Source organism: Nocardioides sp. NPDC059952 (assembly GCF_042730435.1).
In the GTDB taxonomy this organism is placed as follows: domain Bacteria; phylum Actinomycetota; class Actinomycetes; order Propionibacteriales; family Nocardioidaceae; genus Nocardioides.
Window position 1 is genome coordinate 22847 of the sequence record NZ_JBHWLY010000037.1, and the last position, 26741, is coordinate 49587.

Sequence of the window (26741 nt, forward strand, 5' to 3'; positions counted from 1 at the left end):
GCGCCGGTCGCGCCCTGGGCGGACCCTACTCGGTCGCCACCGAAGGACGCTCGACGAGACCGGCCAGCTTGGCCGGAGCCTGGATGCAGTAAGAGTCGGTCAAGAGCTCGGCGACCTCGTCCCAGTCGGTGTCGTCGTCGAGAATCATCCCGACCACGTTGCCACCCCAGCCGGCCTTGAAGTACGGAGGGCCGAGGTGCTCGAAGGCCACCACCTCGTCGGGCTCACCGCGGAACACGATCCGGAAGAGCTGGTCCTCGCCACCGAAGACGTGTGCGATCGTCGCCTGGCCGACCCGCCAGCGCACCCCCACCCAGGCGTCGTCCTCGAGGCACTTCGGGAACGCGCCGAGGATCTCCCTCAGCCGCGCCACCATCGCCTCGGGAACCTCTGGACGCTCAGCCATGCCTCCGATCCTGCCAGGGACCGCCGACACTTCTAATTGCTATACATGTTTACGATCAACATGTATGGTTTCTGGCATGAAGAAGCAGACGATCGGACACGTCGTGTGGCGCCTCGCCATGCGTCTGCGGGTGTCGATGGACAGAGCCCTCGCGCCCCTGGGCCTCACCCACGCGCAGTACTCGCTCATCGCCTCCCTCTACGGCCTCCGCGCCGCGGAGGCCCCGACCCAGAAGCAGCTGGCCGACCTCACCGGTCTGGAGCCGATGTACGTCTCCAAGCTCGCCCGTCAGCTCGAGACGAAGGGCTGGATCGAGCGCGTCCGCGACGCGAAGGACACCCGAGCCGTACGTCTCGCCATCACGCCCGAGGGCACCGAGGTGACCCGCGAGGCGATCGCGGTGACCGGCCGGCTGCTCGACCAGCTCACCGCACCGCTCGGCGGGCGCAACAGCCGCCGTGCCGCCGAGGCGCAAGCAGCGCTCGAGGCGATGCTCACCGCCCCCATCGACACCGACCCCACACCTGGAGACCGATCATGACCACCGCAGCGCCCCCGCTCACCGGCGCCAACCTGGGCCTCGCCTACTTCGCGATCCGCAAGAACCTCCTCGACCTGCTCGACGACTACGACCTGACCTTCGAGCAGTCGCTCCTGCTCAACTACCTGCACCGGGGCGAAGCCACGCGCGCCGATCTCGTCGCCTCGACCGCCGACAACATCAAGGTCTCCGCGGCCGAGGTCGAGTCCCATCTCGACGCGGCGATCGCGCGCGGGCTGGTCGCGGACGGTCTCACGCTGACCGCGGAGGGCGCCCGCGTCCAGGAGGAGATCGTGGCGCGTACGCAGCCGCTGACCAAGACGTTCTTCGCCGACCTCCCACCCGAGGACGTCGCCGCGACCGCGCGCGTCCTGGCCACCCTCACCGAACGCGCGAACGCCGCCTTGGCCGCCTCCTAGGATGCAGGGCATGGCGCAGGAGAGATACGACGTAGTGGTAGCCGGCGGCGGACACAACGGCCTCACCGCCGCCGCCTATCTGGGCCGGGCGGGCCTCTCGGTCCTGGTGCTCGAGCGGCTCGACCACGTCGGCGGCGCGGCGATCTCGGCGCAGGCCTTCGAGGGCTTCCCGACCCGGCTCTCGCGCTACTCCTACCTCGTCTCGCTGCTCCCCGAGCAGATCCGCACCGACCTCGGGCTCGACATCGAGCTCGCGTCGCGGCAGACCGCGTCGTACTCCCCCTTCCTCGACGGCTCCCGCGCCACCGGCCTCCTCGTGGAGACCCCCGAGGGCGAGGCCACCGCGGCGAGCTTCCGTGCGGTGACCGGGTCGGACGAGGAGTACGCCGCGTGGCAGTCGTTCTACTCCGAGGTCGGCGAGCTCGCGCAGGTCGTGGCGCCGACCCTCACGTCCCCGCTGCCCACGGGTGCGGCGATCCGCTCGGAGGTGGGGGCGCCGATCTGGCGTGACATCGTCGAGCGGCCGCTCGGGGAGGCGGTCGAGCGCCGCTTCGCCAACGACCTGGTCCGCGGCGTGGTCGCCACCGACGCCCTCATCGGCACCTTCGCCGGCCTGGGCGAGGCGAGCCTGATCCAGAACCGCTGCTTCCTCTACCACCTGATCGGCAACGGCACCGGCGAGTGGCGGGTCCCGATCGGCGGGATGGGCGCGGTCACCGGAGCGATCACCAAGGCCGCGTACGCCGCCGGGGCGGAGGTCGTCACGAGCGCGACCGTCACCTCGATCAGCGGCGGGGCCGTCGGCGAGGGCGCCGAGGTCACCTGGACCGACGCCTCCGGCTCCCACACCGTGGCCGCCGACTACGTGCTCTCCGGCGTGGCCCCGTACGTCCTCGACGGCCTCCTCGGCCACCCTGCGGCCGCGGCCAAGCCGGTGGGCGCCCAGCTCAAGATCAACATGCTCCTCTCCCGCCTGCCCCGGCTGCGCTCCGGCGAGGACCCCGAGGTGGCCTTCGCCGGCACGCTCCACCTCGGCGAGTCCTACTCGGAGCTCGAGAGGGCGTACGCCGAGGCAGCCGCCGGCTCGGTCCCCACCGAGATGCCGGGCGAGGTCTACTGCCACTCGCTGACCGACCCGTCGATCCTCGGCGACGTCCCGCCCGGCACCCAGACCCTCACCTACTTCGGCCTGCACGCCCCGGCGACCCTCTTCGAGGACCCCGCCACGCGTTCGGAGCGCAAGGAGCAGGCCGTCGAGCGTGCCATCGCCTCCCTGGACCGCCACCTGCTCGACCCGATCTCCTCCGTCGTCGCCCGCACCGCGGATGGCGAGCCGTGCATCGAGGCCAAGATCCCTCAGGAGATCGAGGCCGACCTCGCCATGCCCGGCGGCCACATCTTCCACGGCGACCTCGCCTGGCCCTGGGCCCCCGACGACGCCGACCTGACCACCCCTGCCGCCCGCTGGGGCGTCGCCACCGACCTCGGCACCGTGCTCGTGTGCGGCTCGGGCGCCGTGCGCGGCGGTGCCGTCTCCGGCCTGGGCGGCCACAACGCCGCCCAGGCGGTCCTCGAGCTCCGCTGACCCCCTCCTCGATTTGGGCCGCATCCGCGCCCGCTGCTAATGTTCCTCTCGTCGCCGAGCGCGCCTGACGGGCTCCAAGACATGCGCCATTAGCTCAATTGGTAGAGCAGCTGACTCTTAATCAGCGGGTTGTAGGTTCAAGTCCTACATGGCGTACCAAACAAGGCTCCTGACCAGCACAAACGGTCGGGAGTTTCTTGCATTTCAAGCCCTTGCCATCCGAGCGTAAGGAATGGCGGCTACAACGCCGATCGCGTCAGCACAGCAGATCGCCGGAGCTTCCGCTGCACCGAACGCAGTAGCGTCGCGCCGTCCGCATCCGAGAGCCCGAACGTGTGCACGGCGTCGAGACCCGAGCCGTAGACCTCGCTCGCCCAAACGAGCTCCGTGGCGACCATCGCTCTTGTCCAGCCCCAACACGAGAGCTGCCCACCGTCACGGAGCAAACGCCTCGAGCTCGCACAAGCGGTCAGATCCGCCACAGGCTCGAAGCCCGTCACACGCGCCAGCGCATCCGTTTGGCTCGCCGGCCCTAGCCACTCGCACAGCCCCCAGCGCCACGCCCCGCTCCCCAGGTTTGCACGACACCACCTGGTATCAGCGCGACCGGGCCGTCACGATCGAGACCACAGCCGGCGACCTGGAGGTCGCCGACCCGATCGAGGTCGCTCAGTACGGGCGGTGGGCCGAGGCTCTGACGTCGGTCGCGCTCACCGGGCAGGCCGCGGCTGACCGGGACCGCGATCTCACCCGCGATCGTGGCCGGTCTGCCAGCGAGCTCAGTACGCCTTTTTGATGGCGTAGTCGGCCTGCTTCTTGGTGAACTTGTCGCCGGCCGGCGATGTCAACTGGTCGTACATGGCCTGCTCGGACATCGGCATCGTGGCCTGGTAGTTCTCCACCGCTTCGACGGCCTCGGCATTCCAGTCGACCTTGATGTGGTTGACGGCGAAGACGGCGTCCTTCTTCGGGTACTTGTCACCGGCGGGGGACGAGAGCTGGTCGACGAGGCCCTTGCGGGAGAACGGCATCGTGTCGACGTAGTTCTGCGCCGCCCCGATGGCGGCCTCCTGGGAGGACGTGTACTTCGGCTTCTTGGTGTTCTCGTCCTGCGAGGACCCGTCGGCGGCTGTGCCATCGGTGGTCTCGGCGCAGGCCGTGGTGAACAGCAGAGGTACGGCGACGGCGATGGTCGCGATGATGTGCTTCATGGGCTCTCTCCTTGTCGAGTCCGAGATTCGCCTCAAATTCGAACGGTAGCCCTTTGCTTAAGCATTGTCACCCGATTGCATCGAACAAGGGCGGGTTGCATAACGAAACATGTGTCTGCCTTCGATACGACCGGATAACGAATGTTCGCCGCGATACGGCGGATGTGGGGATGACTGCGCCACGATTCCCTACGAACAACCGTTGACCAACCAGACCCTCGAGGCATGCCGTACATCGAAACCGGCTCTCACCTGGTCTTCCAGGTGAGAGCCGGTTTCTGGTCATCTAGTCCAGGCAGGATTGCCGCTTCATCGCTAATCTTGAGGGGTAGCGCCTCAGCAGGTGACAGCCCCGACCGCGGCCGACTGCACGGTCTTGGCGTACTTGCCGAGGACGCCGCGGGTGTACTTCGGCGGCAACGGCTCCCAACCGACCTTGCGCTGCTCGAGCTCGCCGGCATCGACACCGAGCTCGAGGATGCGGTTGGCGACGTCGAGGGTGATCGGGTCGCCGTCCTGCACGAACGCGATCGGGCCGCCGTCGACGGCTTCGGGCGCGATGTGGCCGACACAGAGGCCGGTGGTTCCGCCGGAGAACCGGCCGTCCGTCACCAGGATGACGTCCTTGCCGAGGCCCGCGCCCTTGATCGCGCCGGTGATGGCGAGCATCTCGCGCATACCTGGGCCGCCCTTGGGACCCTCGTAGCGGATCACGACGACGTCTCCGGCCACGATCTGGCCCGCGGTGAGCGCGTCCAGCGCGGCGCGCTCGCCGTCGAACACCCGCGCCGTGCCGCTGTACGTCGACTCGTCGAAGCCCGCGCTCTTCACGACCGCTCCCTCGGGGGCGAGCGTGCCCTTGAGGATGGTCAGGCCGCCGGTCTTGTGGATCGGAGCGTCGAGGTTGCGGATGATCGTGCCGTCGGGCGACGGGGGCGCCAGCTCGTCGAGGTTCTCGGCCATCGTCTTGCCGGTCACGGTCAGGGTGTCGCCGTGCATCAGGCCGGCGTCGAGCAGCGCGCGCATCACCATCGGGATGCCGCCGATCTTGTCGACGTCGTTCATGACGTACTTGCCGAACGGCTTCATGTCGGCCAGATGCGGGACCTTGTCGCCGATCCGGTTGAAGTCGTCCAAGGTCAGCTCGACCTCGGCCTCGTTGGCGATCGCCAGCAGATGGAGCACGGCGTTCGTGGAGCCGCCGAGCGCCATGACGACCGTGATGGCGTTCTCGAACGCCTCCTTGGTCATGATCTGGCGAGCGGTGATGCCCTTGCGAAGCAGATTGACCACGGCCTCGCCGGACCGGTGCGCGAAGCCGTCGCGACGACGGTCGACGGCCGGCGGTGCTGCCGAGCCCGGCAGGCTCATCCCCAGCGCCTCGCCGACCGAGGCCATCGTGTTGGCGGTGTACATGCCCCCACACGCACCTTCGCCCGGGCAGATCGCCCGCTCGATCCGATCGACCTCCTCGCGAGTGATCTTGCCGGCGAGACAGGCCCCGACGGCTTCGAACGCGTCGATGATCGTGACGTCCTTGCCGTCCACGTTGCCCGGCATGATCGACCCGGCGTAGAGGAAGACGCTCGCGAGGTCGAGCCGGGCCGCGGCCATCAGCATGCCGGGAAGGCTCTTGTCGCAGCCGGCGAGCAGCACTGAGCCGTCGAGCCGCTCGGCGTTCATGACGACCTCGACCGAATCGGCGATCACCTCGCGGCTGACCAGCGAGAAGTGCATCCCCTCGTGTCCCATCGAGATGCCGTCGGAGACCGAGATGGTGCCGAACTCGAGAGGGTAGCCCCCACCCGCGTGTACGCCGTTCTTCACGGCCTTCGCGAGCCGGTCCAGCGACAGGTTGCAGGGCGTGATCTCGTTCCAACTGGACGCAACGCCGATCTGCGACTTGGCGAAGTCCTCGTCCCCCATGCCCACCGCGCGGAGCATCCCACGGGCGGCAGCCTTCTCCAGGCCGTCGGTGACATCGCGTGAGCGAGGCTTGATGTCGGGTGATTCGGTCATACCAGCAGCGTAGTAGCGGATGCGCACCCTCGGCCCGATCTGGCATCCCTCCGGATCCCGGGCGTGGCGTCCTCCGCACCCCGGACCGCCATGTCAGAATGAGAATGATTCCTGATTCTAGGCGCGGGTGAGTAGAGCGCCGGGGTGGCCTTCGGCCTGCCTGATCAGGCTTCTCGGACCTCGATCTTCCCCTGGACAAGGACATGCCCTGATGGCATCGCCACTGCGTGACATCCTGCGGCCCGTACGCGGCCGCCTCCTCGCCTGCATCGCGCTGACCGTGGTCTCCACGGTCGCCGGGCTGGTGCCGATGATCGGCATCGTCGAGCTGGCTCGGATCCTGTTACCGGCCACCGGTGGCGCGAGCATCGACGCAGGACGGGCTTGGCTGGTGGTGCAGGTGAGCCTGGGTGCGCTCGGCATCCGACTGGCCACCATCTTGGCCGCGTCGTGGCTCTCCCACGCCGCCGACCTGGATCTCTCGGTGCTGCTGCGGCGAAGCCTGGTCGCCCGGCTGGGCCGGGTGCCGCTGGCGTGGTTCACCGAGCGCTCCTCAGGGCAGGTGAAGAAGGCGGTCCAGGACGACGTGGCCGCGCTGCACCACCTGGTCGCGCACTCGGCGATGGAGCTGACTGCAGCGATCACGCTCCCGGTCACGGTGGCGGCGTACCTGCTCTCGGTCGACGTCACCATGGCGCTGATCACCTGCGTCCCGCTCGTCCTCGGCATCACCGGTCTGCGGATCTCGATGCGCGGCGCGGCCGAGCTCTACCAGACGTACGACCGCGGGCTGGCCGAGCTCGGCTCGGCCGCGGTGGAGCTGGTCAACGGGATCACGGTGGTCAAGACGTTCGGCCGGGAGGGCCGTACGCATCGCCGGTTCACCGAGGTCGCGCAGCGCTTCGGTGGGTTCAACCGCGACTGGATGCGGCACTCGGCGCTCGGGATGCTGCTGATGGAGCTCGCCCTGACCCCGGTGCTGACCCTCGCGCTCGTCGCGGTCACGGGTGCGCTCCTGGCGAGCCGGGGTCACCTCGCCGCGATCGACCTGGTCCCGTTCCTGGTGCTGGGGCTGACCATGACCGCACCGGTGACCGTCGCCGGGTACGCCGGCCGCGAGCTGCGCGAGGCGACCGGTGCCGCCCAGCGGATCCAGGAGCTGCTGGCCACCCCGGAGCTCCCGGTCCCGGCGACCGCCGCGAACCCGGAGGGCGGTCGGGTGGAGCTGCGCGGCGTCGGCTTCGCCTACTCCCCCGGCGGCCGGCTCGTGCTGGACGGGATCTCGCTGACCCTCGAACCCGGCACCGTGACCGCTCTGGTCGGCCCGTCCGGCTCGGGCAAGTCGACGCTGGCGCGGCTGCTGCCCCGCTTCGCGGACCCCACGCTCGGGTCCATCAACCTCGGTGGCTGCGACCTGCGCAGCCTGACCAGCGAGCAGCTCTACGAGCGGGTCTCGTTCGTCTTCCAGGAGACCTCGCTGCTGCGCACCAGCGTCCGCGACAACATCCGGCTGGCTCGCCCGGACGCCTCCGACCAGGACGTACGCCACGCCGCGGCCGCCGCGCAGATCCTGGACCGCCTCGACGCCCTGCCGCGTGGGCTGGACTCGGTGGTCGGCGCGGACGCGCTGCTCTCCGGGGGTGAGCGGCAGCGGGTCGCGATCGCTCGGGCGATCCTGGCCGACACCCCGGTCCTCGTCCTCGACGAGGCCACCGCGGCGGCCGACCCGGAGTCGGAGGCGCAGGTGCAGCAGGCGCTGTCGCGGCTGGTCGCGGGACGTACGCTCCTCGTCATCGCCCACCGGCTCTCCACGATCACCGGAGCCGACCGGATCGTCGTCCTCGACTCCGGGCTGGTCGCCGAGTCCGGCACGCATGCCGACCTGCTCGCCGCCGACGGCCTCTACGCCCGGCTGTGGCGGGCCGACCAGCGCGCCCACTCAGGACCCGTCCACACCCAGACCGCCGAGGTGGCCCGATGATCTCCGTCGTACGCATGCTCAGCACCCTCCTCGACCACGACGGCCGCCGACGGCTGCTCCGGGTGGTCGTCACCTTCGTCGCCACCGGCGTCCTCCAGGGCCTCGCCTTCGCCGCCCTGGTGCCGCTGCTGGTCGCCCTCTTCACCCAGGACTGGAACGGGGTGACCATCTGGGCAGGGGCGCTCCTGGGGCTGCTGGTGGTCCACCACGTGCTGCTCACTCTCGCCGACCTGGCCGGCTACGACCTGGCCTGCGACCTGCTCGACCGCACCCTGGCCCGGCTCGGCGAGCACGTCGCCCGGCTCCCGCTCGGCTGGTACGACGCCGACCGCACCGGGATGGTCGGCAGGATGGCGTCCAAGGGCGCGGCTGACATCTCCTCGATCCCGGGCCACCTGCTGCGGCCGATGACCGCCGCCGTGGTCAGCCCGGTCACCGTGGTCGCCGCGCTGCTGGTCCTGGAGTGGCGGCTCGGGGTGGCGCTGCTGGCCGGCGTCGTCCTGGTCTTCGCCGCGACCCGCCTGCTGAGCGTGATCATCGGACGCTCCGAGGCCGGCTACGACGCCGCGATGGCCAACGGCTCGGCGCGCGTCGTGGAGTTCGCGCTCAACCAGCAGGCCCTGCGGGTCTTCGGCCGCACCGTCCACGGCAACGAGCTGGTCGAGGACGCCTTCGCGGCCCAGCGGGCGGCGAGCAGGCGGATGCTGGTGACCGGCTTCGGTGGTCGCGGACTCCAGCTGCTCGCCGTCCAGGCGCTGCTCACCGTGGTGGTCGCGCTCTCGGTCCACCTCGTCCTCGGCGGCAGCCTCGACGCCCCGACCGCGGTCGGGCTGCTCGTGCTCAGCGTCCGGTTCGTGGAGTCGATGGTCGACCTCGGCGAGCTCTCCAGCGCGCTGCGAATCGCCCAGGGGTCGCTGCGCCGGGTCCTGGACCTGCTCGAGATCGCCCCGCTCCCCGAGCCTGCCGTCCCCGCGACCGCGCGAGACGGCGCGGTCGAGATGACCGACGTCTCCTTCTCCTACGACGGCTCGACCGCGGTTCTCGACGGGGTCTCCTTCACCGCCCCGGCCCGCTCGCTGACCGCGATCGTCGGGCCCTCCGGATCCGGCAAGTCGACGCTGCTCCGGCTGGCCGCCCGGTTCCACGACGTCACCTCCGGGTCGGTGCGGGTCGGTGGGGTCGACGTACGCGACCTGGGGACCGAGGCGCTGATGGCCGACGTCTCGATCGTCTTCCAGGACGTCTACCTCTTCGAGGGGACGCTGCGGGACAACGTCCTGCTCGCGGCCCCCGCCGCCGACCCGGCTCGCCTGGCGGAGGCCGCGCGGCTGGCGCGGGTCGACGACATCGTCGCCCGTCTCCCGCACGGCTGGGACACCCGGGTCGGCGAGGCAGGCTCCACGCTGTCGGGCGGCGAGCGCCAGCGGGTCGCGATCTGCCGGGCACTCCTCAAGGACGCCTCCGTCGTCCTCCTCGACGAAGCCACCGCGGCGCTCGACGCCGAGAACGAGGCAGCCGTCCAGGAGGCCCTGACCGCCCTGGCCGCCGATCGCACCGTCATCGTCATAGCCCACCGGCTCCAGACGGTGACCGCGGCCGACCAGATCCTCGTCCTGGACGGCGGCCGGATCGCCGAGCGCGGCAGCCATGCCGACCTGCTCGCGACCGAGGGCCGCTACCGGGACTTCTGGCAGCAGCGTACGACCGCGGCGGGCTGGCAGCTGGTCGGCGAGCCGACCGGCTGAGCGTTCCCTGCCGAGTGCCTACGGCGCGCCGACGGCGCGGAGGACGAACTCCTCGATCCGGTCGGCGGGGAGGTTGCGGGTGCCGAGGACCGAGTGCACGAGGGCGAGCGTGGCGTCGACGTCGGAGACGGCGAAGATGCCTTGCTCGGCACCCTGCTCGAGGATCTCGGCGAGAACCTGCTCGACGGCGACGATGTGCTCGCGGATCTCCTGGCGCGCCTCCTCGGGGAGGCCGCCGTAGACCTGGGGGCCGAAGCCCATGTGGAACTTCTCGCCGAGGGTGAGGTGGTTGCGTACGTAGATCCGCAGCCGCTCGGCCGGGTCATCGCTCGCGGCGAGCTGGGCCTGCAGGGAGGCGACGTACTCCGAGGTCTCGTGGGTCGCGAAGGCGACCATGACTGCGTCCCGGTCCTTGAAGTGGTGGTAGATCGCGGTGCGGCCGATGTCGGCGCGCTGGGCCAGCTTCGACATGCTGATCGCGTCGTAGCTGCCCTCGGCCATCAGCTCGGCGAACGCCGCGAAGATCCGTTCGCGCACCAGCCTGCGGTGCTCGGGGACGTTCTCGGCGGCGATTCGGGGCACGAGTACGAACCCTAGTGCAGCCGCGCCGGTGAGCCCCCGCACCCTGAGGCGAGGGCTCACCGGCGCCGCGACCTACCTCGCGGTGACGGTCCGCGTCCCGGTCACCGCCTTGTAATTGGCGTTGCCGGTGTAGCTGATCTTGATCGTCCACCTGCCCTTGCCGAGGCGCTTGGACTGCGCGCCGGTCAGGGACACCTTGGCGACGCCGCTCTTGATGGTGGCCCGACCTGCGACCGACTTCTTGCCGCGGATGAAGGTCACCTTGACCTTGCCGGTCGGCTTCGCGACGCCGGCCTTGCCGACGACGACGGTCTTGAACCCGACCCGCTGGCCTGCCTTGACCTTGGTCGTCCACGAGGTCTTGTAGCCGACGCTCGCCTTCGCGATCGACACCACCGGCTTCGCGGTGGCGGCGGCGACGGTGCCCGAGCCGTTGTACGTCGCGGTGAAGGTGTGCTTACCCGTCGCGAGCGACTTGGGCAGGGTGAAGGTGGTCCGGCCGCTGGACAGCGTGCGGGTGCCGTACGACTTCGAGCCCTCCTTGAGGGTGACCGACCCGCCGACCGAGACCGCGGAGCGGACCGCGACCGTCACCGAGCCGGACGTGCCGTAGCTGCCGTTGCGCACCGACGTCGAGACGCTGGAGGATGCCTTCGCCACGGTGAGCGTGACGTTCTTCGAGGACGCGGCCACGGTGCTGCTGCCCTCGTAGGAGACGGTCAGGCTGTGCGTGCCGACCGCGAGGTTCGTCGGCAGCGCGACGGTCGCGCGCCCGTCGCTCAGGGTGGCGCTCCCCCGGCTGGTCGAGCCCTCCTTCACGGTTACGGTCCCGGTCGCGGTGGGCGAGACCGTCACGCCGATCGAGCTGGCGGTGCCGTACGGCCGCGCCTGCACGGTCGTGGCCAGCGTCGAGGCGGCTGCCGTGGTGAAGGTGATCGGGGTGAAGGTCTCGTACGTCGCCTGGACGGCACCGCTGCCGGCGTAGGTGTAGATCCCGTAGTCGGTCAGCGCCGGGTCGGTCGCCTTCGCGTCGATCGCGGCCTTGTCGATGGTCAGCTCGGCGGTGAAGGTGCCGTCGGGGCGCAGCTCGATCGCGCCGGCCCCCGGACCGCCGATGGTCGCGGTGTCCTCGGCCAGCACGGCCCAGTTCACCGAGGTGTTCACCCGGCTGGACGAGGGCGCACCCGCGGACGGCCTCCAGAGATCGGCAACCTTGCCGAAGGCCACGTACGCACCGGCGGGCTTCCCGGCCAGCGGCGGCCGGGCCCCGGTCGCGGCTGCCGGGTCGAAGCCGGTGCCTTCCACCGTCACCGTCGTCTGGCCCGCCTCCGGCACGGAGGTCTGGGAGACGGTGACGGAGGCCGGCTCCGCGGCCTGGGTCTCCGGGACGACGACCTCGAGCGGGATCGTGGGCTTGCGCGAGTCGGCCGCGCCGCCGCTGGAGTACCAGTAGGACGCCGAGCCGACGCCGACCTGGTAGTCGACGAAGGACTGCGGGAACGCACCCCAGGTGGCGCCGGTGCGGGACTGAGCGGTGCCGCCGGCGGGCGCCTCGTACTCGACGCCGAGGTAGTCGGGAGTGACGACCAGGCCGGTCTCGGTCACGTCCACGCCGCTCAGCGTGGCCAGGGTGACCTCGGCGGGGGCGAGCTCGGTCCAGGCGCCGGTGTCGTTCATGTCCGAGCCGTAGCCGCTCAGCGTCGCGGTGACCGTGCCGACGCCGTTGTCGACGGTCAGCTCCGGGTCGGAGACGTAGAAGAACGACATGCCGCTGTAGTAGACGACGGTGAAGTCGCCGTCCCAGGAGATCGAGGCGTCGTCGGCCGCGGCGTCCAGGGTGCCGGAGCCGCTGTCGATCACGACCTGGTGGTCGCTGAACTTGGTGAACGTGATCGCGGTGCCGTCCGGCGCGGTGCTCAGCCCGGCCCAGGTGGTCGCCGCGTAGCTGCCGTCGGCCTGCTCCTTCTCGATCGTCACGTCACCGTCGGTCGCCTTCCACCCGGCGGCGGCGCCGTTGGCCCAGGTCGCGCCCTGGTCGGCAGCGCTGAGGGTCTGGCCGCCGGCGCCGGGGTTGCCGAGCTTGCCGGCGGCGAAGTGGTTGTAGGTGCCGGGCGCGAAGGCCCGGGAGTTGGATTCGTTGGTGAAGCCCCAGCGGAACTGGACGTCGTCGACCGAGACCGGCGCGGCCTGCGCGGGGGCTGCGGCGAGAGCGGCGAGCCCGGGGATGATCAGCCCGGCAGCCAGGGTGAACGCGAGCCCACGACGGGCTCTGGCCTTCAAGGACATGGAGATATGCCTCTCGTACGAAGAAGGGTGGGGATGCCGGACGACCGGCCGGCACGGCCGAGAGCGAGCCGAGGCTCCAACTCCAAGCAAGGTTAGCCTTGCCTAAGTTAGGTTTACCTTAGAAGATCCTGGACTTCTTGACAACCTGTCAGCCGCGACGCGGCCGCACGGTGCGCAGGACGATCACCGCTGCCCCGAGAAGGGCCGCCGTGCCGAGCCACCAGGGCCAGGACGTACGCCACGCCAGCACGCCCGAGGCCAGCTCGGCGCCCAGCCCCATCAGGGTGTCCACCGGTCCGGCCAGCGCCGGAAAGGCAGCCGTCGCGGCCGCCAGCGCGGGCAGGACCGCCGGGCTCACGGCAGGGCCGACCGAGGGGCTCGGCGAGGCGCCCGCCGGCGCCGTGACCACGGGGTTGGAGACGGTCCCTCCGCCACCGTCGTCGCCGCCTTCGACCGCCGGCTTCGTGGTGGTCACCGGCTTGGCCGCGTCGTAGGAGACCGACACCGGCAGGGCGACCTTGTGGGCGTCGGAGGCACCACCGGAGGAGTACCAGTAGGAACCCGAGCCGGCGGTGGTCTGGTAGTCGACGAACGACTGCGGGAACGCGCCCCAGCTCGACCCGCTGCGCACCTGCGCGGTCGCCGTCGACGGCACGCTCACCTTCACCCCGCGGTAGACCGGTGTCGCGGTGAAGCCGCGGGCTCCGGCCAGGTCGACCTTGCCGAGCCTGGCGAGGTCCACCTTCCGCGGCGCCACCGGGGCCCACTGGGTGGTGTCGGTCTGCGAGGAGGCGTAGCCGGACAGCGTCGCGGTCAGGGTCGCGGTGCCCTTCGAGACGGTCAGCGCCGGGTCGGTGACGTAGAAGAACGTCATCCCGGAGTAGTAGAGCACCGTGAACGAGCCCTTCCAGCGCACCGACCCGGAGCCGGTCGAGGGATCGATCCGCCCGGTGCCACCGCTCAGCACCACCTGGTGGTTGCTGAACCTGCCACCTGAGGTGGTCAGCTTCGCCCCGGTGGAGTCGGTGCCCAGTCCGGCCCAGGTCGCGGCCCGGTAGGCCGAGGCGTCGGCGGAGTATTTCTCGATGCGTACGTTGCCAGAGCTCTGCTTCCAGCCCGACTGCTTCAGGGTCGCGCCGCCCTTGCCCGGGTCGGCGATCTTCCCGGCGGAGAAGAAGTTGTAGGTCCCCGGCGCGAAGGCGGCGTTGTTGGACTCGTTGTTGATCCCCCAGCGCAGGGCGGCGTTCTTCACCACGAGGGCGCCCTCAGGGTCGGCCGGCGTGGACGGAGCGGGAGTCGGCTCCGGCGTGGGAGTCGGCTCGGGCGTCGGCTCCGGCGTCGGCTCCGGGGTCGGCTCGGTCACGACCGGGTCGGAGCCGGTGAAGTCGACCGCGAACGGCAGCGGCGGCTTCATGGCGTCGGCGGCGCCGCCCGAGGAGTACCAGTAGGAAGAGAGCCCGGAGGCGAAGTGGAAGTCGAGGAACTCCTGCGGCCAGGCGCCCCAGCCGGCGCCGGTGGTCACCTGCGGCGTCTGGTCCTCGGGCACGGTGACCCGGCGCCCGGCGTAGTCGGGAGCGATCGTGATCCGCCCGTCCGGGTCGATCTCCGCGCCCGCAAAGGTCGCGACGGTGACGTCCGCGACCGGGTCCATCGGCTCGCGGCTGTCCGGGTCGGTCATCGAGGAGGCGTAACCGGACATGTCGGCGCGGAGCTCTCCGGTCCCGTCGGCGGCGACCGTCAGCACCGGGTCGGAGAAGGTGAACGGCACCAGCCCGCCGTAGAAGTTGACGCTCCAGTCGCCCTCCCAGGCGACGGTCCCGGACCCGTCGGCGGCCAGCTCGGCCCGCCCCTCGTCGAACCGGACCAGCTGCTGCACGGACCCGCCGACCTGCCGGGTGCGGGTGGCGTACGTCGCCTGGGACCGTGTCCCGTCGGTGGCCACGTGCACGATCGAGACGTCGTCGGCGACGCCCCGGTAGGTCGCCTGGTCGCCGGCGGAGGCACCCGCGGAGAAGTAGTTCGACCCACCGAACGGGGGCGCCGACTGCATCTCGACGTTGCCCGCCCACTCCAGCGCCACCCCCTCGAGGACCACCCCCTCGGCCGGGGTGTCAGCAGCGAGGGCGGGGACCTGGGGCACGCCCAGGAGCGCGACCAGTCCGGCCACCAGACCAGCGGAGAGTCGGCGGTTGTTCATGTGGGGGCTGTCCTTGTCGTTTAAGGGCCTGTCACCTGCGGTAGGTGTCGAGGTTGGCGCCGAGCTCCTCGAAGAGCGCCTGGTTGAGACCGAAGGCGACCTGGACCTCCTCGACGATGCGGATCTTCTCCGCGGGGCCGAGGTCGAGGGCGTCGAGGCGGGCGCGGTAGCCGTCCTTGTAGGGCTTCGGCTTGGGGATCTCGGCGAACTCGTAGAACGCCACCCCCTCGCCGTCGAGCTCGAAGAACCGGTCGAGCAGCCGGCCGATCGCCTGGCCACCGGAGAGGTCGCCGAGGTAGCGGGTGTAGTGGTGGGCGGCATAGAGACCGCCCCAGGCGCGGGTGGCCTCGATCCGGGCGACGTACGCATCCGCGGCCGCGGACTCGACGGCACCGCCGTCGGGCGCCCAGACGGTCAGGTCGGCGTCGATCGCCGCCAGGCGCTCCAGGGCGGCGTCATGGACGGCCGCGGCGACCGGGTCGGCGGCAGCGAGATCGCGGCCCACCGACTCGAGCGCGACGTAGACCTTGCGCAGGCGCAGCAGGTAGTCGGCGTACCCCTGCTCGTTGACGCGGCCGGCCAACAGCTCCTCCATGAAGGAGGAGCTCTCGGCGGCGGTGTGCTGGATCCGGGAGCCCTCACGCATCAGCGCGGAGAGCGGGGCGGCGGAGGTCTCGTCGACGAGGAGGGCGGACATGTGTGCTCCAGTCAGGTCGGGCGGCAAAGCGATGGCGTTCCGGCAAGGATATTGACACATTGTCAGAAAGTCAGCAAGACTTTGCTTAGGCTAGCCTAAATAAGGTTACCCTTACCAGGTTTGGTAACGCCTCGAGAGGACCTCCCCCCGTGCTTCACTCCCCTCGCGCCCTGGTGCGCGCGGTCGGCCTGGTCGCCACCATCGCGCTGCTGGCCACCGCCTGCTCCGGACTCCCGGGCACCGGCTCCCACACGAATGCGGACGCGACCTCCGCGATCCCGCTGGCCGAGGCCGAGGTGCTCGACGACCCGCGCGCCTGGAGCGGTGCGACCCACGCCTCGCTCACCGAGCAGGCCGTCGATCCGATCAGCGACTCCGCGCCCGAGCCGAAGCTCCCCGTCACCGTGACCGACTCCCAGGGCACGAAGGTGACCGTCGAGGACACCTCCCGGATCCTGGCGATGGACATCTACGGCACCATCTCGACCACGGTCTTCAACCTCGGCCTCGGCTCTTCGGTGGTCGGTCGCGACGTCTCCACACAGTTCACCGAGGCGGCCGACCTGCCGCTGGTCACCGGCACGGGCCACGAGCTGGTCGCCGAGAAGATCCTCGAGCTGGACCCGACCGTGATCCTCACCGACACCTCCCTCGGGCCCTGGGACGTGGTGCTGCAGATGCGCGACGCCGGGATCCCGGTCGTGGTCGTGGACTCCGAGCGCTCGCTCGCCAACGTCGGCCCGCTCACCATGGAGATCGCCACCGCGCTCGGCGTCCCCGAGCAGGGCGAGCGGCTCGCCGAGCGCACCGAGACCGAGATCGACGAGGTCGAGGCCGAGATCGCGAAGGTCGCGCCGGCCTCGGAGCAGACCCGGCTGCGTACGGTCTTTCTCTATGTACGCGGCCAGGCCGGTGTCTACTACATGTTCGGTGAGGAGTCGGGAGCGGACTCGCTGATCACCGCACTGGGCGGCTACGACGTGGCGGCCGAGATCAACTGGAACGGGATGAAGCCGGTCACCGACGAAGGCATCATCTCCGCCCAGCCCGAGCTGGTGCTGATGATGACCAAGGGGCTGGAGTCGGCCGGCGGCGTCGACGGGCTGCTGGAGCGGCTGCCCGCGCTGGACCAGACCCCCGCCGGCCAGAACCGGCGGTTCGTGGACATGACCGACTCGGCGATCCTGGGCTACGGACCGCGTACGGCCGAGGTGCTCAACTCGCTCGCGGTGGCCATCTACGCGCCGGAGTCCGCCGAGCCCTCCTTCGGTGAGGACGAGGCCGAGTGAGCCTGCGCGCCGGCGCGCTGATCGGCGGTCTCACCGTCGCGCTCGTGGCCACCGTGGTCGTCGCCGCCGGACGCGGACAGCTCGCGATCCCGCCGGCCGAGGTGGTGGGCTCCTTCCTGCACGGCATCGGGCTGCCGCTCGGTCCGCTGCCCGAGCACCCGCAGGGCGATGTCACCCTGTGGCAGGTGCGCTTCCCGCGGGTCGTGCTCGCGGTGCTGGTCGGGGCGGCGCTCTCGGCCGCCGGGGCGCTGATGCAGGGCGTCTTCGGCAACCCGCTGGCCGAGCCCGGCGTCGTCGGAGTCTCCAGCGGTGCGGCCTTCGCGGCCGCGATCGCGATCGTCTACCAGCTCACCTTCTTCGGCGCCTGGACCATCCCGGTCCTCGCCTTCCTCGGCGGCCTGGTGACCACGGTGTCGGTCTACCTGCTCTCCCGCGCCGACGGCCGCACCGAGGTCGTCACCCTGGTCCTGACCGGGATCGCGGTCAACGCCCTCGCCGGCGCCGGGCTCGCACTGATGCTCTTCCTGGGCGACACCCAGGCCCGCGAGGAGATCGTCTTCTGGCAGCTCGGCTCGCTCAACGGCACCCGCTGGATCTACGTCGCCGTCGTTGCGCCGTTCGTCGGGGTCGGAGTGCTCGGTGCTCTTCTCGTGGCCCAGAGCCTGGACCTGCTCGCACTCGGCGACCGGGCCGCCCGGCACGTCGGCGTCAACGTCGAACGGCTGCGGATGTTCTCGATCGTGCTCGTGGCCATGCTGACCGCGGCCGCGGTCTCCTTCGCCGGGATCATCGCCTTCGTCGGGCTGGTCGTGCCGCACCTGGTCAGGATGGTCGTCGGGCCCGGCCACCGGGTGCTGGTGCCGGCCTCCGCGCTCGGCGGTGCGCTGCTGCTCTCGCTGGCCGACCTCTTCGCCCGCACGGCCGTCCCCTACGCCGAGCTGCCGATCGGCATGCTCACCTCGCTGGTCGGCGGACCGTTCTTCTTCTGGCTGCTGCGCCGCAGCCGCCGCTCGGCAGGAGGCTGGGCCTGATGCTGTCGCTCTCCGAGGTGTCGGTCGGCCTCGCCGGCCACCCGATCCTGCACCGCGTCTCGACCTCGGTCTCCGCCGGCGAGGTGGTCGCGCTCGTCGGTCCGAACGGCGCCGGCAAGACCACCCTGCTCTCGGTGATGGCCGGCGACCTCGCCCCCTCTGCCGGGAGCGTCACGCTCGACGGGACCGACCTGAGCGCCTGGAAGCAGCTTCCCCTGGCCCGCCGCCGCGCGGTGCTCCCCCAGGAGCACCGGCTCGCCTTCGGGTTCCGGGCCGCCGAGGTCGTACGCATGGGCCGGGCGCCCTGGGCACGCACCGCCGCCGAGGCGGCGGACGACGAGGTCGTCGCCTCGGCGATGGCCCGCACCGACATCGAGCCGCTCGCCTCACGGACGTTCCCGACGCTGTCGGGCGGTGAGAAGGGACGTACGTCGTTCGCGCGGGTGCTCGCCCAGAGCACGCCGCTGGTCCTGCTCGACGAGCCCACCGCGGCCCTCGACCTGCGGCACCAGGACCAGGTGCTGGCCGAGGCCCGCCGGCTCGCCACCACCGGCTCGGCCGTCGTGGCGGTGCTGCACGACCTGTCCGTCGCCGCGGCGTACGCCGATCGCATCGTCGTCCTCGCCGCCGGCGAGATCGTCGCCGACGGACCGCCCCGTGACGTCTTGGACGCAGACCTCATCGGCACGGTCTACGAGCATCCGGTCGACGTCATCGAGCACGACGGCCGGTTGCTGGTCGTCCCCAGCCGCATCCATCCGTAACTCCCGATCAGGACATCCCATGACCTCCCGCCTCCTCGCCGCCTCCGCGGCGGCCGCCTGCCTCGCCCTCGTCACCCTGCCGGTTGCACCCGCCTCGGCCATGGCCCGCGTCACCATCACCGGCTCCTCGGGGCAGGCGGTGGCCGACAGCGCCCGAGCGACCACGGTCACCGTCTCGGGCAACGGGTTCCAGTCGATCCGGAACGGCCACGGCGGTGTCTACGTCTTCTTCGGGACCGTCAAGGGCAGCTGGCAGCCCTCCCGAGGCGGCCAGACCGGCCGCGACTACTTCTACGTGCCCGACAGCGAGGCGAAGAACAACGCCGGCTACCAGCGGTACGTAGCGTTCCCCGGCTCCGACACCGGCTCGGCCGCCAACGGCGGGAGGATGAGCGCCGACGGCAGCTGGTCGACCTCGCTGGTCATCCCCGGCGCGAGGTTCCAGGCCGTCGACCGAGCCGGCCGGGCGGCCACCATCGACTGCCTGGAGGTCACCTGCGGCGTGATCACCGTCGGGGCCCACGGGGTCGCCAACGCCAACAACGAGACCTTCACCCCGGTGTCGTTCCGGGGCAGCGGCGCGACCCCGGCCACCCCGCAGGCCTCCGCGACCCCGACCGCCCCGGGAGCCTCGGCGTCCCCGGCCCCCTCCGCCGCGCCGGCCGCGAACGGGAAGCCGAAAGCCGAGGTCGACCGCACCACCGCGGTCATCGGACGGGTCCTCTCCTTCACCGGTGCCGGGTTCACCCCCGGTGAGCAGGTCACCGCGACCTTCGACGACGGCGTCGCCGCGGTCGGACCACTGCAGGCGGGCGCCGCCGGCGAGGTCGCCGGCGTGCTGCAGCTGCCCGCAGGCACCGTCGCCGGCACCCACACCCTCCGCCTCAGCGGCGCCGCCTCCGGTGCGCAGCCGGAGGTCTCCTTCGGGGTGGCGAACCCCGTCGCCGCCACGACCGCTGAGCCGTGGCTGGAGCAGAACCTCCCTGCGTACGCCTTCGCGGGCGGTGGTCTGCTGGTGCTGATCGGCGCAGTGACCTTCTCGATCGTGGTCTCGCGGAGGCGGCGGGCGGCGGCCTCGGCGATTGAGTCCTAATCTTTGCGATCCGGACCCAGTGGAACAGATCGGGCACAGACTTCAAACGCCCGGTCCATAGCGGGGACCGGCACTGGGGCCTTCGTAAAATCCACCCCGAAATCGGCCCCCGTCACGACCTGTTACCGCCGAAGTTACGGGCGAAATTGTGTGACCTCGGGCATCGGTTCAGCGCTAGGCGACGACGAATCTACCTGGCTAGACTCCCCGCTTCGTCACGGCGAGTCACAGCAACCGGGGGGCTGCAGAGGCTGACTTCCACTCGTCGTGCCCTGTCATCGACAGTTATCAACACCATTGGAGAAGTCACTTGCGCTCCCCACTCTCGGTCCGCGGAGCCGCCCTTGTTGCGGCGACCGCGATGATCGGTCTTTCCGTGACCGCGGCCCCGGCGACTGCGGCGGAGAAGCCCCAGGCCAAGGCCTCGTCGGTCGCACTGACCGTCAACGTGTCTGACAAGGTCAAGGTGGACACCGGTCGCTACACGGCCACCTACAACGGCAAGAAGACCGTCAACTCGGGCACCAACAAGCCCGCCCTGCCGCTCCTCGCGGGCGACCAGCAGCTGCTCTCGGTCGGCGTCTTCGCCCAGGACGCGGCTGCCGCCCTCCAGAACGGCAACGTCTACTCCGGCGCCTGCTCGGCCCTCGCCGGCAAGGGCGCGACCCTGGTCGCCATCGGCGACGGCTCCAGCTGCGTGAAGCCGGGCGAGGCCGTCACCGTGAACCTCGCCGAGCTCAACCTCCAGAAGCTGGGCGCCACCACCGACTACCTGCTCAACGACCAGAGCAAGTCCGTCCACGTGAAGCTCGGCCCGGTCAACGACCTGGTCCAGACCATCGTCTCCGGCGTGCTCACCAAGGTCGGCGGTCTCTCGGTCGGTGTCGACCTCGACGCCGCGGAGAGCACCTGCATGGCGCAGGGCTCCGACTTCAAGGGCAAGACCCAGCTCAAGAACGCCGCCGTCACCGTGAACGTCCCCGGCAAGGGCGACATCAAGGTCGCCGACCTGCCGACCAACCCCAAGAAGAACACGACGGTCGTCCCCGACCTCTCCCCGGTGACCGACGCCGTCCTCGGCCGCGTCGACACGCTGCTCCAGTCGGGCCTGAAGAGCAAGATCGCGCCGGGCGTCCTGGACGTCTCGATCCGCGTCGACCTGATCGAGCACATCAAGGAGCAGCTCGCCGTCCTGCTCAAGGGCCTCGAGACCGACCTGGTCAAGCTCACCATGAACAAGCAGGACAAGACCGCCAAGTCGCTCGAGGTGTCCGCCCTGGACATCAACGTCCTCGACGCCGTGAAGAAGGTCGGCGCCCCGACCGCCGCCAAGGTCGCCATCGGCACCAGCACCTGCGGCACCAACGGGCTCACCTCCTCCGAGGAGAAGGCTGCGGCCAGCGGTGACAAGAAGAACGTCGACGTCGTCGTCTCCGGCGACAAGTCCGACCCGGACACGAGCGTCCAGGTCAAGCCCGACAACGCCCCGGCCAACGCCGAGCTCAACCTGCTCTCGTCCCCGGCCGCCAAGGGCGGGTTCGCCGCCGGCGCACTCGTGCTGCTCGTCGCCGCTGCTGCCGCCACCCGGTGGTTCCTGCTGCGCCGCGCGCACGCCTGATCCGCTGTAGCACCCGCAACACCCGCAATACCCGTACCCCGGGCCAAGGCTTCGTGCCTTGGCCCGGGTTCGGTTTTGTCGCTGGTCCTGGGCGGCGCGCCTGCGTGCCACCCGCCGCGAGATCCGGGAAAGTTGAGCCGCCCCCGATGCTCCCCAGAGCTCTTCCCCCAACTCTCTGGAGTCCCCCATGCTGCGCCCGCTGGCGACCCTGCTCGCCGTCGTACTCCTCTGCTCCGGCTGCGCCGAGGTCTCCCAGCCCGACACCGCCGTCCAAGCCGGATACGGCGCCGACAGCGGCGAGGAGGTCAGCCTTCCGTTGACCGAGGCCATCGCGAAGCTCCCCGTCGCCAAGGAGGTCGCCTCCGGCTACGAGCGGGAGAAGTTCAACCACTGGGTCGACGCCGACGGCGACTGCCAGGACGCCCGCACCGAGGTGCTCCTCGAGGAGTCTCGGAAGAAGTCGCGTGGCAAGTGCGACGTGACCAGCGGTGCCTGGCTCTCCGCGTACGACGGCGTCAACCTCAAGCGTCCCGGTGGCCTCGACATCGACCACATGGTCCCGCTCAAGGAGAGCTGGGAGTCCGGCGCCGACGCGTGGAACGACGAGCAGCGGGAGGCTTACGCCAACGACCTCGGTGACCCGCGCGCGCTCATCGCCGTGACCGCCGCGAGCAACCGCAGCAAGAGCGACCAGGACCCGGCCGACTGGATGCCCGACGCCACGAGCTACCACTGCACGTACATCGCCGACTGGGTCGCCGTGAAGATCCGCTGGAGCCTCTTCGTCGATCGGGCGGAGAAGGCCGCGCTCGAGGACATCGCGGCCGACTGCGACAACCCCGAGATAACCGTGCGGCTGGCCGGGCCGGCCCCGAGCGATCCTCCCGAGGACGGCTCGGGTGAGGACCCCCGTTTCGACACCTGCGCCAAGGCGACCGCGAAGGGCTACGGGCCCTACCGCAAGGGCCGCGACGCCGAGTACGAGTGGTACCGCGACGGCGACAAGGACGGCACGGTCTGCGACAGCTGACCTGACACCCGGATTCCGCAGGTCAGAAGCGATACCCCAGCCCGTAACGTACGCGGCTCCTCCTCCGTTGAGTGTGACGAACGTCAAAGGGAGGGAAGTTCACGTGCGCACAACACTCATCGCGCGGGGAGCCGCGGTGGCGGCCGCGGCCGCCATGGTTGCCTTGTCAGCCGCACCTGCGAGCGCCGCCACGGTGTCGCAGGCGTCCGCAACCGCGCTCAGCCTCGAGCTCGCCGGCACCGGGGCGACCGACTCGGGCACCTATGCCGTCACCAACGACGGCACCACCGAGTCCGCCGAAGGCACCAACGAGCCGCTCATCACCGCGCTCGGAGGCCAGGACGCGATTCAGGTCGGCACGCTGGCCCAGAACGCGGTGGCCAACAAGGACGCCACCTCGGCGGCCTGCTCCGGCATCGCCGGAGACGGCGCGACCCTGGTCGCTGCCGGGTCCGGCGACTGCCTCAGCGGCGGCGACAATGTCTCGCTCGACGCGGCCAGCCTCGACTTCAGCGACCTGCGGGTGATCCAGTCCGACCTGTTCCAGGGGATGGACACCGAGGTCCAGGACGCGCTGAAGCCGTTCCAGGACCAGATCACCGCCGGCCTCATGCAGCTCCTGGCGCCCGCGATCGAGGGGCTGGACGGCGCTGGTCTCTACGTCGACCTCGGCGCCGTGCAGAGCAGCTGCACCGCCGACGACGACACCGCGAGCGGCGACAGCACGATCGCGAACTCCTCCGTCTACGTGGTCGTGCCCGGTGGTGACCGCATCACCCTGGTCGACCTGCCGGTAGAGCCCGGCGTGAACCAGAAGGTCGTCACCGACCTCTCGGGCGTGACCGATGCCGTTCTCAAGGGCCTACGCACGCAGCTGACCAATGGGCTCGACGGTGCGCTCAGCCCGATCGACCCCGTGGTCGACCAGCTGCAGAAGCAGGTGCTCAACACGCTGCTCACCTCGCTCCAAGAGCAGCTCGCGCCGCTGGAAGAGAACGTCCTCGACATCACCCTCAACGCCCAGGACCGCTCCCCGGGCGCGATCACGGTGACCGCGCTCGACGCGAAGGTTCTCCCGGCAGCCGAGGCGTTCGTCGGCGGCAGCCTGGCGCACCTGACCATCGGCACCAGCAGCTGTGGCCCGAACAGCCCGGCCACGAAGACGGTCGTCAACAACCCGCCCAAGGCCGACAACCCGCCGGCTTCGGTCCCGACCGTCGTGACCGCCGGCGTGGAGAGCTACGACGACGGCAGCGCCGGACGCATCGCCCTCGTCACCCTGCTGCTCCTCGCGGCCGCGGGCGCCGGTGCGGCGACGTACGTCCGCATGTTGCGGCGTGGCTGACACTCCTGTTGACTCGCCGCCGCGGCTCGCCGCGGCGGCGAGCGGCCTCTGGACCGCGCTGGTCGTGCTCGCCGTCGCGATGGTGCTGGCCGGGCTGTTGTGGCCCAGTGGCAGCGCCGCGGTGGAGGTGCCACCCGGGGCTCCGCAGCGCCTCGAGCTGCCCGGGCTGAACACGAAGGCGAAGGTCGTCCCGATCCGGCTCAAGGGCGAGGTGCTCGACCCGCCGCGCAACCCACGCGAGATCGGCTGGTGGGTCGGCAGCGCCAAGCCCGGCTCGGCGCAGGGCCAGACCGTGGTCACCGGCCACACCGTGCACACCGGCGGCGGCAGCCTCAACAAGCTCGACCACATCGAGAAGGGGCAAGAGGTCGACGTCGTCACCAAGGACGGGACCTTCCAGCACCAGGTCGACTCCGTCGAGGTGCTCGGCCGCAAGGAGCTGGCCGAGCAGGCCCAGCGCATCTTCGGACAGGACCACGGCGACGGCCGGCTGGTGATCATCACCTGCACCGACTGGAACGGCTCGAGCTACGACAGCAACATCGTCGTGCGAGCACACCGCTTCAATAGCTTGCCCAAGCACCAGAAGTAGCGCCGAGTCGGCTCATCGTGACCAAAATCCGTGCCGAGTCGGCTCGTTAGAACGAGCCGACTCGGCATGACTACAGATACAACCCGGTCGACTCGTCAGCGATCCGCTCGGCGGCGACAGCATGCACGTCACGCTCACGCATCAGGATGTAGACCTCTCCGGCGACCTCGACCTCCGGCTTGTCGTCGGCGTCGAAGAGGACCCGGTCACCGATCTCGACGGCGCGCGCGTGCGGACCGACCGCGACCACGCGTGACCAGGTGAGCCGCCGGGCCGCGCCCATGGCGGCCGTCGCCGGGATGACGATGCCGCCCGAGGAACGACGCTCACCGGCGTCGGACCCGACCTCGACCAGCACCCGGTCGTGGAGCATCTTGATGGGGGTCTTGTCGGTCACGTCCGTCGTTGCCTTGCCGGTGGGGAGTGGTCAGTTGGCCTTGGAGATCTTACGCAGCGTGGCCATGAGCACGACCGTGCCCACCACCCCGCCGACGGTCTTGGCGATGTTGCCCATCCTCGGCTCCCCGGATACCGGGTCGACATAGACCGCCTTGAAGGCCGCCACCTGGCGCTGGACGATCGTCTTGGGGCTGCCCCGGTAGATCAGCTCGTCGATAGTGCCTGCGAGCCGGTCGCGGATCTCTTCGATCTCGGACTCGAGCGAGGAAGTCTGGTCCTTGGACATGCGCAGACCTTAGCAACCGGCGTACGTCCACTGCGTGCTCCACCGCTGCGGTTCGCCGGATCAGTTGGGTAGGTTGGCGTCATGACGCGTCTCGAGCCGGGCGATGTGGCCCCCGACTTCACTCTTCCCGACGACACCGGCGCGGAGGTCTCGCTCAGCAGCCTCCGCGGCCGCAAGGTGATCGTCTACTTCTACCCCGCCGCGATGACCCCCGGCTGCACCAAGCAGGCCTGCGACTTCACCGACTCGATCGACTCGCTGAAGGCCGCCGGTTACGAGGTCGTCGGCGTATCCAAGGACAAGCCCGCCAAGCTCGCGAAGTTCCGCGAGCGTGACGGGCTCACCATCACCCTGGCCTCCGACGAGGACCTCTCGGTGCACAAGGCGTACGACGCCTACGGCGAGAAGAAGCTCTACGGCAAGGTCGTCGAGGGCGTCATCCGCTCGACGTTCGTGGTCGACGAGGAGGGCAAGATCGAGGTCGCGCAGTACAACGTCAAGGCGACCGGACACGTCGCCAAGCTCCGCCGCGACCTCGGCCTCGCCTCGTAGTCCTTACTGCTGGTCGTCGGGCTTCTTGAAGTCCGGCGGGGGAGGTACGTCCCCCGGGATCTCCTTGGGCTCGACGACCACGGGGCCGGTGTCGGTGCCCCACTTGGAACCGGTCTCCTTCAGCCACTCGCCCGCCTGGGCGGCGACATCGGTCGCGGCGGCGCCGACCTGAAGCAGGCCCGACAGGGCCTGGTTGCGCGGCGATTCGGCGTCAGGTGCGGACGCCATCGCGGCCCGCTTGGCCTCGATCTGAGCCCGGAACTCGCCGGCCTTCTCGATCGTCTTCTCGCCGCCGGTGACAAGGTGAGGTGCTGACTTCACCTTGGCGTCCTCGACGGCGGGCTTGGCGCCTTCGACGCCCTTCTGGACGCCATCGCGCCAGTTTGCCGCGTTGTCCTTGAACGACATGACTTCATCTCTCCTCAGATGGGGTGTTGTGCTTCCATCCTTGAGGGTCAAGGGTCTGTTGTCCATCAGGATCGACCCTGGGACGCCCCGGGTCGGACCCGGACTCTGTGTGCCGAAGGCGGGACTTGAACCCGCACGCCCTAGAGCACAGCATCCTAAGTGCTGCGTGTCTGCCAATTCCACCACTTCGGCCGAGCGACGATCAGTCTAGGGACTGATCGTCGCTCGTGGTTAGCCGCCGGTCAGGCGACGTTGTACTTGTCGCCCTCGGGCTTCTCCGGGAGGACCCAGAAGACGATCAGCGCGATCCAGCCGATGCACGGGAGGAGCCAGAGCAGCTGCCACCAGCCGGAGCGGCCGGTGTCGTGCAGGCGTCGGGCGCCGACCGCGAGGGACGGGACCAGGATGGCGAGCGCGAAGATGCCGCCGATGATGGAGCCGGCGGTCGAGTCCGCGCCGAGGAGCAGGTTGATCGCCATGTTGACGACCACAGCAGCACCCCAGGGCCACCAGAACTCGGACCGGCTGGCGCGGCCCTCGAAGGAGGCGTACTTCTTGAAGAAGCGCACGATGGCGTCGCGGGGCGACGCGCCGCGGAGCGGCTGGCTCAGCGTAACTTCGCCCACGGGGCCAGCACCGTACGGCTGCTGGGGCGGGGGCGGCGG

26 protein-coding genes and 2 tRNA genes are annotated in these 26741 nt (G+C 70.2%); 16 read left to right on the top strand and 12 right to left on the bottom strand.

Annotated features, from left to right (window positions below):
- Nucleotides 1-25: 25 nt before the first annotated feature.
- Nucleotides 26-406 (bottom strand): MmcQ/YjbR family DNA-binding protein, encoded by a 381-nt coding sequence (locus tag ACFV9G_RS17450; RefSeq protein WP_378728756.1) that lies wholly within the window; start codon nucleotides 404-406, stop codon nucleotides 26-28.
- Nucleotides 407-482: 76 nt separating this feature from the next.
- Between ACFV9G_RS17450 and ACFV9G_RS17455 the strand changes: the two genes are divergently transcribed.
- The 5 genes from ACFV9G_RS17455 to ACFV9G_RS17475 all read left to right on the top strand — a co-directional run bounded on the left by ACFV9G_RS17455 (nucleotide 483) and on the right by ACFV9G_RS17475 (nucleotide 3747).
- The gene (locus ACFV9G_RS17455; RefSeq protein ID WP_378728757.1) at nucleotides 483-947 is read left to right on the top strand and encodes a MarR family winged helix-turn-helix transcriptional regulator; all 465 of its coding nucleotides are present in this window, start codon (nucleotides 483-485) and stop codon (nucleotides 945-947) included.
- On the top strand, nucleotides 944-1366 hold the full coding sequence (locus ACFV9G_RS17460; protein ID WP_378728758.1) for a hypothetical protein: 423 nt from the start codon (nucleotides 944-946) through the stop codon (nucleotides 1364-1366). Before ACFV9G_RS17455 ends, ACFV9G_RS17460 begins: the two co-directional genes overlap by 4 nt.
- A 10-nt stretch (nucleotides 1367-1376) precedes the next feature.
- Nucleotides 1377-2951 carry a phytoene desaturase family protein gene (locus tag ACFV9G_RS17465; RefSeq protein WP_378728760.1) on the top strand — a complete coding sequence of 525 codons (1575 nt, stop codon included), beginning with the start codon at nucleotides 1377-1379 and terminating at the stop codon, nucleotides 2949-2951.
- A gap of 83 nt (nucleotides 2952-3034) precedes the next feature.
- A tRNA-Lys gene (locus ACFV9G_RS17470) sits at nucleotides 3035-3110 on the top strand.
- 418 nt (nucleotides 3111-3528) lie between these two features.
- A complete protein-coding gene (locus ACFV9G_RS17475) occupies nucleotides 3529-3747 on the top strand; it encodes a hypothetical protein (protein WP_378728761.1) in 219 nt (72 codons plus the stop codon).
- On the opposite strand, the gene ACFV9G_RS17480 is transcribed toward ACFV9G_RS17475, so the two are convergent.
- Nucleotides 3731-4162: an Ltp family lipoprotein gene (locus ACFV9G_RS17480; RefSeq protein WP_378728762.1), complete on the bottom strand. Its 432-nt coding sequence runs from the start codon at nucleotides 4160-4162 to the stop codon at nucleotides 3731-3733. The genes ACFV9G_RS17475 and ACFV9G_RS17480 overlap by 17 nt on opposite strands.
- A 336-nt stretch (nucleotides 4163-4498) precedes the next feature.
- Nucleotides 4499-6181 (bottom strand): dihydroxy-acid dehydratase, encoded by a 1683-nt coding sequence (gene ilvD, locus ACFV9G_RS17485; protein ID WP_378728763.1) that lies wholly within the window; start codon nucleotides 6179-6181, stop codon nucleotides 4499-4501.
- A 211-nt stretch (nucleotides 6182-6392) separates the two neighbouring features.
- Here ilvD and ACFV9G_RS17490 point away from each other — a divergent pair, with 211 nt between their 5' ends.
- Together ACFV9G_RS17490 and ACFV9G_RS17495 are read left to right on the top strand one after the other, a co-directional pair.
- On the top strand, nucleotides 6393-8162 hold the full coding sequence (locus ACFV9G_RS17490) for an ABC transporter ATP-binding protein (RefSeq protein WP_378728764.1): 1770 nt from the start codon (nucleotides 6393-6395) through the stop codon (nucleotides 8160-8162).
- Nucleotides 8159-9907: an ABC transporter ATP-binding protein gene (locus tag ACFV9G_RS17495; RefSeq protein WP_378728765.1), complete on the top strand. Its 1749-nt coding sequence runs from the start codon at nucleotides 8159-8161 to the stop codon at nucleotides 9905-9907. The genes ACFV9G_RS17490 and ACFV9G_RS17495 overlap by 4 nt, the downstream gene beginning before the upstream one ends.
- Before the next feature lie 18 nt (nucleotides 9908-9925).
- Here ACFV9G_RS17495 and ACFV9G_RS17500 read toward each other — a convergent pair whose 3' ends face one another.
- From ACFV9G_RS17500 to ACFV9G_RS17515, 4 genes are all read right to left on the bottom strand, one after another.
- Nucleotides 9926-10489, bottom strand: coding sequence for a TetR/AcrR family transcriptional regulator (locus tag ACFV9G_RS17500; protein ID WP_378728767.1), 564 nt, complete (start codon nucleotides 10487-10489; stop codon nucleotides 9926-9928).
- A gap of 72 nt (nucleotides 10490-10561) precedes the next feature.
- Nucleotides 10562-12775 (bottom strand): Ig-like domain-containing protein, encoded by a 2214-nt coding sequence (locus ACFV9G_RS17505; RefSeq protein ID WP_378728768.1) that lies wholly within the window; start codon nucleotides 12773-12775, stop codon nucleotides 10562-10564.
- Between the two features lie 148 nt (nucleotides 12776-12923).
- On the bottom strand, nucleotides 12924-14972 hold the full coding sequence (locus ACFV9G_RS17510) for a hypothetical protein (protein WP_378728770.1): 2049 nt from the start codon (nucleotides 14970-14972) through the stop codon (nucleotides 12924-12926).
- 31 nt (nucleotides 14973-15003) lie between these two features.
- Nucleotides 15004-15669 (bottom strand): heme oxygenase (biliverdin-producing), encoded by a 666-nt coding sequence (locus ACFV9G_RS17515; RefSeq protein ID WP_378728771.1) that lies wholly within the window; start codon nucleotides 15667-15669, stop codon nucleotides 15004-15006.
- A gap of 149 nt (nucleotides 15670-15818) precedes the next feature.
- On the opposite strand from ACFV9G_RS17515, the gene ACFV9G_RS17520 reads away from it, so the two are divergent.
- The 8 genes from ACFV9G_RS17520 to ACFV9G_RS17555 all read left to right on the top strand — a co-directional run bounded on the left by ACFV9G_RS17520 (nucleotide 15819) and on the right by ACFV9G_RS17555 (nucleotide 24431).
- Nucleotides 15819-16958, top strand: a complete 1140-nt coding sequence (locus ACFV9G_RS17520; protein ID WP_378728772.1) for a hemin ABC transporter substrate-binding protein — start codon at nucleotides 15819-15821, stop codon at nucleotides 16956-16958.
- A complete protein-coding gene (locus tag ACFV9G_RS17525) occupies nucleotides 16955-17989 on the top strand; it encodes a FecCD family ABC transporter permease (protein ID WP_378728773.1) in 1035 nt (344 codons plus the stop codon). The genes ACFV9G_RS17520 and ACFV9G_RS17525 overlap by 4 nt, the downstream gene beginning before the upstream one ends.
- Nucleotides 17989-18753 carry a heme ABC transporter ATP-binding protein gene (locus tag ACFV9G_RS17530; protein ID WP_378728774.1) on the top strand — a complete coding sequence of 255 codons (765 nt, stop codon included), beginning with the start codon at nucleotides 17989-17991 and terminating at the stop codon, nucleotides 18751-18753. The genes ACFV9G_RS17525 and ACFV9G_RS17530 overlap by 1 nt, the downstream gene beginning before the upstream one ends.
- A 19-nt stretch (nucleotides 18754-18772) precedes the next feature.
- A complete protein-coding gene (locus ACFV9G_RS17535) occupies nucleotides 18773-19846 on the top strand; it encodes a hypothetical protein (protein WP_378728775.1) in 1074 nt (357 codons plus the stop codon).
- A gap of 361 nt (nucleotides 19847-20207) precedes the next feature.
- Nucleotides 20208-21464: a hypothetical protein gene (locus tag ACFV9G_RS17540; RefSeq protein ID WP_378728776.1), complete on the top strand. Its 1257-nt coding sequence runs from the start codon at nucleotides 20208-20210 to the stop codon at nucleotides 21462-21464.
- A gap of 187 nt (nucleotides 21465-21651) precedes the next feature.
- Entirely contained in the window at nucleotides 21652-22494 is an 843-nt protein-coding gene (locus tag ACFV9G_RS17545) for a DUF1524 domain-containing protein (RefSeq protein ID WP_378728777.1), read from the top strand.
- Nucleotides 22495-22597: 103 nt separating this feature from the next.
- A complete protein-coding gene (locus ACFV9G_RS17550; protein WP_378728778.1) occupies nucleotides 22598-23839 on the top strand; it encodes a hypothetical protein in 1242 nt (413 codons plus the stop codon).
- On the top strand, nucleotides 23832-24431 hold the full coding sequence (locus ACFV9G_RS17555) for a class F sortase (protein ID WP_378728779.1): 600 nt from the start codon (nucleotides 23832-23834) through the stop codon (nucleotides 24429-24431). The genes ACFV9G_RS17550 and ACFV9G_RS17555 overlap by 8 nt, the downstream gene beginning before the upstream one ends.
- 70 nt (nucleotides 24432-24501) lie before the next feature.
- Here ACFV9G_RS17555 and ACFV9G_RS17560 read toward each other — a convergent pair whose 3' ends face one another.
- Complete coding sequence (locus tag ACFV9G_RS17560; protein WP_045549525.1) at nucleotides 24502-24804, bottom strand: co-chaperone GroES; 303 nt, start codon at nucleotides 24802-24804, stop codon at nucleotides 24502-24504.
- Between the two features lie 54 nt (nucleotides 24805-24858).
- Nucleotides 24859-25116 (bottom strand): DUF3618 domain-containing protein, encoded by a 258-nt coding sequence (locus ACFV9G_RS17565; protein WP_378728780.1) that lies wholly within the window; start codon nucleotides 25114-25116, stop codon nucleotides 24859-24861.
- Nucleotides 25117-25197: 81 nt separating this feature from the next.
- Between ACFV9G_RS17565 and bcp the strand changes: the two genes are divergently transcribed.
- Nucleotides 25198-25668: a thioredoxin-dependent thiol peroxidase gene (gene bcp, locus ACFV9G_RS17570; RefSeq protein WP_141806014.1), complete on the top strand. Its 471-nt coding sequence runs from the start codon at nucleotides 25198-25200 to the stop codon at nucleotides 25666-25668.
- A 3-nt stretch (nucleotides 25669-25671) separates the two neighbouring features.
- On the opposite strand, the gene ACFV9G_RS17575 is transcribed toward bcp, so the two are convergent.
- From ACFV9G_RS17575 to ACFV9G_RS17585, 3 genes are all read right to left on the bottom strand, one after another.
- Nucleotides 25672-26076 (bottom strand): hypothetical protein, encoded by a 405-nt coding sequence (locus ACFV9G_RS17575; protein ID WP_378728781.1) that lies wholly within the window; start codon nucleotides 26074-26076, stop codon nucleotides 25672-25674.
- Between the two features lie 110 nt (nucleotides 26077-26186).
- Nucleotides 26187-26268 (bottom strand) — tRNA-Leu (locus ACFV9G_RS17580).
- Nucleotides 26269-26318: 50 nt separating this feature from the next.
- Nucleotides 26319-26702, bottom strand: a complete 384-nt coding sequence (locus ACFV9G_RS17585) for a DUF805 domain-containing protein (protein WP_378728783.1) — start codon at nucleotides 26700-26702, stop codon at nucleotides 26319-26321.
- Nucleotides 26703-26741: the final 39 nt, after the last annotated feature.